Origin of the sequence: Albidovulum denitrificans (assembly GCF_002973535.1) — a bacterium.
In the GTDB taxonomy this organism is placed as follows: Bacteria; Pseudomonadota; Alphaproteobacteria; order Rhodobacterales; family Rhodobacteraceae; genus Albidovulum; species Albidovulum denitrificans.
In genome coordinates this window covers 146,101-153,220 of the sequence record NZ_PVEP01000009.1, presented here as the reverse complement: position 1 = coordinate 153,220, position 7,120 = coordinate 146,101, and the positions used below count along the sequence as shown (strand labels likewise).

General features: G+C 65.7%; 8 protein-coding genes. 7 read left to right on the top strand and 1 reads right to left on the bottom strand.

Annotated features, from left to right (window positions below):
- From LX70_RS17135 to LX70_RS17115, 5 genes are all read left to right on the top strand, one after another.
- The coding region (locus LX70_RS17135) for a heavy metal translocating P-type ATPase (protein ID WP_105516003.1) at nucleotides 1-2,011 on the top strand (2,011 nt) is incomplete at its 5' end.
- A 4-nt stretch (nucleotides 2,012-2,015) separates the two neighbouring features.
- Entirely contained in the window at nucleotides 2,016-2,639 is a 624-nt protein-coding gene (locus LX70_RS17130; protein WP_105516002.1) for a methyltransferase family protein, read from the top strand.
- Nucleotides 2,636-3,121 (top strand): signal peptidase II, encoded by a 486-nt coding sequence (lspA, locus tag LX70_RS17125; RefSeq protein ID WP_035714081.1) that lies wholly within the window; start codon nucleotides 2,636-2,638, stop codon nucleotides 3,119-3,121. The genes LX70_RS17130 and lspA overlap by 4 nt, the downstream gene beginning before the upstream one ends.
- On the top strand, nucleotides 3,108-3,545 hold the full coding sequence (locus LX70_RS17120) for a disulfide bond formation protein B (protein ID WP_245885120.1): 438 nt from the start codon (nucleotides 3,108-3,110) through the stop codon (nucleotides 3,543-3,545). The genes lspA and LX70_RS17120 overlap by 14 nt, the downstream gene beginning before the upstream one ends.
- The gene (locus LX70_RS17115) at nucleotides 3,542-4,201 is read left to right on the top strand and encodes a DsbA family protein (protein WP_035714079.1); all 660 of its coding nucleotides are present in this window, start codon (nucleotides 3,542-3,544) and stop codon (nucleotides 4,199-4,201) included. The genes LX70_RS17120 and LX70_RS17115 overlap by 4 nt, the downstream gene beginning before the upstream one ends.
- Before the next feature lie 10 nt (nucleotides 4,202-4,211).
- Here the strand turns inward: LX70_RS17115 and mntR are convergent, their stop codons facing one another.
- Nucleotides 4,212-4,667, bottom strand: coding sequence for a manganese-binding transcriptional regulator MntR (gene mntR, locus LX70_RS17110; protein WP_051911394.1), 456 nt, complete (start codon nucleotides 4,665-4,667; stop codon nucleotides 4,212-4,214).
- Between the two features lie 255 nt (nucleotides 4,668-4,922).
- Between mntR and LX70_RS17105 the strand changes: the two genes are divergently transcribed.
- Together LX70_RS17105 and LX70_RS17100 are read left to right on the top strand one after the other, a co-directional pair.
- On the top strand, nucleotides 4,923-5,927 hold the full coding sequence (locus LX70_RS17105) for a multicopper oxidase domain-containing protein (RefSeq protein WP_088217532.1): 1,005 nt from the start codon (nucleotides 4,923-4,925) through the stop codon (nucleotides 5,925-5,927).
- On the top strand, nucleotides 5,924-7,105 hold the full coding sequence (locus tag LX70_RS17100) for a ZIP family metal transporter (RefSeq protein ID WP_105516001.1): 1,182 nt from the start codon (nucleotides 5,924-5,926) through the stop codon (nucleotides 7,103-7,105). The genes LX70_RS17105 and LX70_RS17100 overlap by 4 nt, the downstream gene beginning before the upstream one ends.
- Nucleotides 7,106-7,120: the final 15 nt, after the last annotated feature.

Here is a 7,120-nt window from a genome sequence, read left to right as displayed (position 1 = left end):
CGCCGCGGACCACAGCCGCGACGATGGCCACGATCATGCAGGGCACGACCACGGTCCGGCAGCGACGGCCAGCGCAAAGAGCGACGATTCCGGCCACGGCAGCCCAGGCCATGTCCATGATGACCCCGCCGATCGGGGCAAGCGCTGGTATCAGACCGGCAAGGGTAAGCTTGTAATCTTCACTGCCCTGTTGTTGGGTGCGGCGTGGATCATCGAGTATCTGGCGCCGGAGATCGGCAGATGGGCCTTCGTCGCCGCCTGCCTGATCGGTGTCGCCCCCGTCGCACAACGTGCTTTCGCCGCGCTGCGGATGGGCCAGCCCTTCACCATCGAAAGTCTGATGACGGTTGCCGCCATCGGCGCCCTGTTCATCGACGCGGCCGAGGAGGCGGCGCTGGTCGTGTTCCTGTTCGCTGTGGGCGAAGTGCTGGAGGGCGTGGCGGCGGGCAAGGCGCGGGACGGGATCCGGGCGCTGGCAAACCTCGTGCCCAAGACCGCGCTTCTGGAGATCGACGGCAAGCCGCAGGACGTCCCGGCAGCCAGCCTGGCGGTCGGGCAGACCGTCCTTGTCCGTCCCGGCGACCGCATCCCGGCGGATGGCGAGATTTCCGAAGGCAACAGCGGCGTCGACGATAGCCCGGTGACGGGCGAAAGCGTGCCGGTCAACAAGGGGCCGGGCGACACGGTTTTCGCGGGCTCGATCAACACCGAGGCCGTCCTGCGGGTGAAAGTGACCAAGGGGCCGGAAGACAACACCATCGCCCGGATCATCCGGCTGGTGGAAGAGGCCGAGGAGGCGCGCGCGCCGACCGAACGTTTCATTGACCGTTTCAGCCGCTGGTACATGCCGCTGATCGTAGCGCTGTCGGTGCTGGTGATCCTGGTGCCGCCGCTGGCCTTTGGCGCGGACTGGAACACGTGGGTCTATCGCGGCCTGACGCTGCTTCTCATCGGCTGCCCCTGTGCCCTGGTCATCTCGGTCCCCGCCTCTATCGCCTCGGCGATGTCGACGGGCGCGCGGCGCGGGCTTTTGATGAAAGGCGGTGTCGTCATCGAAGCGGCGTCCAAGGTCAGCCGCATCGCGTTCGACAAGACCGGGACGCTGACGCATGGGCGCCCCAAGGTCACCGATGTCGTCACCTTCGGCACCACGACCGAGGCCGAACTGCTGGCCGTTGCCGCCGGGGTCGAGACCGGATCGAGCCACCCGCTTGCCGTCGCCATCCTGAACAAGGCGAAGGAGGCCGGGGTCGAGGCGCTGGCGTCGAAGGATGCCAAGGCGCTGATGGGCAAGGGCGTGGTCGCAACGGTCGGTGATGCCCCGGCCTGGGTCGCCTCGCCGCGCTATGCGATGGAGCTTGGCGGGCTGGAGGGCCTTGGCCTGCGGAAGGCGACGGTGTTCGAGGAGGAGGGCAAGACGGCCGTGGCAGTGTTCCGCGCGAAGACCCCGCTCGGCCTGATCGCCATGCGCGACGAACCGCGCGACGACGCCAAGGACGCGGTGCGCCAACTCAAGGCCATGGGGGTCGGCGCAGTCATCCTGACCGGGGACAACCCGCGCACGGCGGCGGCCATCGCGGGGGGCCTGGGGATGGAGTTCCAAGCCGACATGATGCCCGAGGACAAGCTGAAGTTCATCAAGACGATGCACGACGAGGGCGGCGTGATGATGATTGGCGACGGGATCAACGACGCGCCCGCGCTGAAGCAGGCCAATGTCGGCGTGGCGATGGGGTCCGGGACCGATGTGGCGCTGGAAACCGCCGATGCGGCTATCCTGCGCGACCGGGTGACCGACATCCCGGCGGTGATCCGGCTGTCGCGGGCCGCAATGGCCAACATCCGCCAGAACGTTACCATCGCGCTTGGCCTGAAGGCGGTGTTCCTGATGACTTCCGTCTTGGGGCTGACCGGCCTCTGGCTTGCGATCCTGGCTGATACCGGGGCGACCGTGCTGGTGACGCTGAACGCGCTGCGCCTGTTGCGGTTCAACCCGGAACGCGAGGCGTGACTCGATGATCTCGGGTTTTGGCTGCGCCGCGCTGGCCCTTCTGTTCGGCTATCTTGCGATGTTCTTCTGGGGGAGCGCGGTGGCAGCGCAGTCTGCGGGCCGGTCTGTCTGGCTGTTTTCGCGGGCAAAGGGGCGCGACCGGCTGGCCGCCATGGGATTCCGTGCGGCTTTTGCGATCGCTTTCTTCGGGCCGCTGGTCTGGCTTGCGATACCCCTGCTTCACAAGACCGATCCGCTCTGGACCGAGGGGCACGCCGTCATCCTTGGCCTGATCGGGGTCCTTGTCGCAGGCCTTGGCGCGATGGTGGCTTTCGCGGCGCAGATGTCGATGGGGTCGTCCTGGCGTGTTGGCGTGGTCGGCGGCGAGACCGGCGATCTCGTCTCTGGCGGGCTCTACCGCTTCAGCCGCAACCCGACCTTCGTCGGACAGGCGGCGTTGCTGGCAGGGGTCGCGCTGGCAGTCCCCTCTGCACCGACGGTCCTTGCGCCGATCCTGTTCCTGTGGTCCGCCAGCACGCAGATCCGTTCGGAAGAGGCCGCCTTGCGCGCGGCAATCGGGTCGGACTATGACCGATACGCCGCATCGGTCCCGCGCTGGATCGGCATCAACCGCAAGGCTGAACCATGACCCGAACAAAGCTGATTTTCCTTATCGCCGCCACATTACTGGTGGACCAGTTGACCAAGGTCGCGGCGCTGTCGCTGCTTTCCCGGGGGATGGCGGTTCCGGTCTTTCCGGGCTTCAATCTTGCCCTCGGGTTCAACGAAGGCGCCAGCTTTGGCATGATGGGCGGCGTCATGGCAGGCAAGCCCCTGCTGATGGCGGCGCTGACCGGCGCACTGACGCTGATGTTTGCCGTCATGGCGTTCCGGGCACGCCACCCGTTCGAGAAGGCAGGCCTGGCGCTGATCGTTGGCGGGGCCCTTGGCAACATCATCGACCGGCTGCGGCAGGGGGCCGTCACCGACTTCCTCGATCTCTACTGGCAGGATTGGCACTGGCCCACCTTCAACGGTGCCGATATCGCCATCACGCTTGGGGCGCTGTTCATTCTTGTGGCCTCGCTTCCGTCACGCCGCAGCAAGGAGCCTGCTCTTGACCAGAACTGATGAACAGGCGCTGTCTCGCGACGATCTGGTGCTTACGCTCGCTTTCCTGATCGCCTTGGGGGCCACGTTTGGCGCGTTGTTCATCGGCGAGGTGCTGGGACAGATGCCCTGCACCCTGTGCTGGTATCTGCGCATCGCGATGTTCCCGCTGGTGCCGATCCTTGGCCTGTCGCTGTGGCGCGGGGATGGCAGCGCATGGCTTTATGCCCTGCCGCTGGTGCTGGCGGGTCTGGCGCTGGCCGCCTGGCACTCCGGGCTTTACGCTGGCATTCTTCCTGCGCCCATCGTGCCTTGCACCCAGAACGGCCCGTCCTGCACCGGCGAGGCGCAGATGATCCTGGGCGTACCCATCCCTTACCTTTCGCTGGCCGCCTTTGCCGCGATCCTTGCCTGTCTCATCCTGCCGAAAGGAAACCGCACATGAACCGCCGCACTGTGTTGATCGGGGCTTCCGCCCTTGGACTTGCCGCCTTCGGCGGTGGTGCCGTATTCCTGACCCGCCGCCGCGAGGCCGAGGCGCAAGCCGACGCTGCGACCGCCCCCGCAGTGGACGACTCGCTTCTGGTGCGCGCCCATTCGCCCATCCTTGGCCCGGTCGATGCCCCCGTCACGCTGGTCGAGTTCTTCGATCCCTCTTGCGAGGCCTGCCGGGCGTTCCATCCGATCATCGCAGAAATACGCCGCCAATTTCCGACCCAGATCAGGGTGGTCCTGCGCTACACTCTGTTCCACAAAGGGTCGGATGAAGCCGCGCGCATCCTCGAGGTGGCGCGGATGCAAGGCAAGTTCGAGCAGGTGCTCGACGCAATCTTTGAGAAACAGCCGGAATGGGCGCTGCACGACGGTCCGGACATGAAAATCGCGTGGCAAGCCGCGGGCGCCGTCGGGCTGGATCTGGCCAAAGCGGAAACCGACAAGATGTTCCCCGGGATCACGGCCACGATCAATCAGGACATGGCGGATGTGGAAGCGCTTGGTGTGAACCAGACGCCCACCTTCTACCTGCAAGGCAAGAAGCTTGAGATCGTCTCGGGTGAAAAGTTCTTCGAGGATGTCCGCCTTGCCATAGAGGGCACCTGACCCGCACCGGTCAGCTTCGGGCGACAAAGGCCGCGAAAAGCTCGAGCGTCCGCTCGCTTACATGATGCTCGATCCCTTCGGCGTCCCGCTCGGCCGTCTCGGGGTCGAGCCCGAGGCTAAGCAGGAACCGCAGAACGATGTCGTGCCGGTGGCGGCACTCCTTTGCCAGCGCCCTACCCTCTTCCGTGAGGAAGATCGACCGATACTTGGCCCGGGTGATCAGGCCGTCGCGGGCGAGCCGGTCAAGCGTCTTGGCGACGGTCGGTGCCGTCACGCCCATCCGGGTGGCGATGTCCACGGGGCGCGCCTCGCCCTGCGCGTGGATCAGTTCGGCGATCAGCTCGACGTAATCCTCTGCCAACTCGCGGCTACGCGCGGCGCGCACGCCCTGAAAAGCCTCCGCGCGCAGGTCGGGAGAGCGGTCATCACTGGTGGCCGACAGTGTGTGATGTGGATCATCGTTCATTGTCGGCGCAGTCTTGCACGAACCCCGTTGACAAGCAAACGCGCCGGGCAGATTGTTAGCCTTGGCTAACATTTCGCGCCACGCCTTTTGTGCGCGCCGGGAAAGCCTCATTCCATGCCTGCCGACCAAGACACTTCGGTTGACCCGTCGCGCCGCGCTTTGCTGGTCGGCGGACTCGTGGCCGCAGGCGGCGCTGCAATTGTCGCGGGAACCGCGCGTTCCCAGACCGCGCCCGACCCGATAGCCGGACACGACATGTCGGCGATGTCGGCCGATCCCTATGCCGCCCCGATGCCCGGCATGGCGCATGGCAACATGACCACCCTGGGTTCTGTCGATCATGCCCGCAACGGCTTCGACCCCACGGCCATGCTGACGGACTGGGACACCGGCACGACCGAGCTTCTGCCCGACGGCCGCACCCTGCGCACCTTCGAGGTCGAGGCTTACGACAAGGAAATCGAGATCGCCCCCGGCATCTTCTTTCCCGCCTGGACCTACAACAACCGCGTCCCCGGCCCTGCCCTTCGGGCGAAGGAAGGCGAGAAGCTGCGCATCATCTTCCGCAACTTCGGCTCGCACCCGCATTCGATGCACTTCCACGGCATTCACTCTGCGCGGATGGACGGTGTTCCCGGTGCAGGACTGATCGGCCCCGGCGAAGAGTTCGTCTATGAGTTCGATGCCAAACCCTTCGGCTGTCACCTCTACCACTGCCACGCCCTGCCGCTGAAGCGGCACATGCACAAGGGCATGTACGGGTTGTTCGTGATCGACCCCGACCCTTCCCGGCAGACCGACCCCGCGCTTGCTGCCGTTGCTGCGTCACGCGTTCTGGGCAGCCCCGAAAATGCCCTTTGGCAGGAGCTGGCGATGGTGATGAACGCCTTCGACACCAATTTCGACGGTGGGAACGAAGTCTATGCGGTCAACACCGTGGGGCAGGCCTACATGAACGTGCCGATCCCGATCGACAAGACCCGGCCCGTGCGCATCTACCTCGTCAACGTGACCGAGTTCGACCCGATCAACTCGTTCCACCTGCACGCGAATTTCTTCGACTACTACGACACTGGCACGCAGCTGACGCCGACCCTGCGCACGGTCGATCTGATCATGCAGTGCCAGGCGCAGCGCGGCATCCTCGAGTTCAGCTTCGCCGACCATGAGGACGGCATGTACATGTTCCACGCCCATCAATCCGAGTTCACCGAGCTGGGCTGGGTCGGCATGTTCGACGTGCGGGGGCCGGGGGCATGAGCGACCAGAGCCAACCGACCCGTTCCCCGCTGATCCGGCTTCTGCTGGTGTTCCTGCCTCTGGCGGCCATTCTGGTGTCTTTCGTCTTGATCGCCTCGCTCGATCCGTTGCGCGGCTTCAACAACGGTGCCCCACCGGTCGAGTCGCTCACCGTCGAGCGGACGATCCTCGACAGCACCGGCATCCAGGTTCTTGTGCGTGCGGGCGGGTCGGAGGCGATGCAGATCGCGCAGGTTGCCGTCGATGACGCCTACTGGACCTTCACGCAGGACCCGTCGGGACCGATTGCGCGCGGCAGTGCCGTCTGGGTGCAGATCCCCTACCCGTGGGTGCTGGGCGAGGCGCATCAAGTGGCCCTCGTGACCAACACCGGCACTGTGTTCGGGCACGAAATCGCTGTTGCCGTGCCCACGCCGCAGGCATCCGGGGGGCAGCTTCAGTTACAGGCGCTGGTCGGCGCGCTGGTCGGTTTGCTGCCTGTCGCCCTCGGGCTGATGTTCTACCCGGCGATGCGCGGCTTCGGCACTTCCGGCATGAACTTCGTGCTGGCGCTGACCGTCGGCATGCTGGCCTTCCTGCTCCTCGACATGATGGGCGAGGCCACCGAACTCGCGGCTGAGGCAGCCGCGCTGTTCCAAGGATCGGCCATGGTCTGGCTGTCGGCTCTCGCGAGTTTCCTTCTCCTCATGGCCATCGGGCGCTGGCGCGGACGGCCCGAGGGGCTGGCGCTGGCGTTCTACATCGCGCTCGGCATCGGGCTGCACAATTTCGGCGAAGGGCTGGCCATCGGTGGCGCCTTCGCTGCTGGTGCGGCGGGCCTCGGCACCTTCCTCGTTCTCGGCTTTGCGCTGCACAACGTGACCGAAGGCATCGGCATCGCAGCACCCATGCTGCGCATCCGCCCTCCGCTCTGGAGCTTTGCCGCGCTGACGCTGCTTGCCGGGGGACCCGCCGTGCTTGGGATCTGGGCCGGTAGCCTTGCCTACGCCCCGCAATGGTCGGCTTTCGCGCTTGCGGTCGGCGCCGGGGCGATCCTGCAGGTCATGGTCGAGGTCACGGCCTATCTTCAACGCCAGAACAGCGACCGGCAGGCGATCCTGTACTCTCCTGCTGTCCTCGGCGGCTTCCTCGGCGGGATTGCATTTATGTATGTGACGGCGGCACTGATCAAGGTTTGACCATCGGCGAACTGG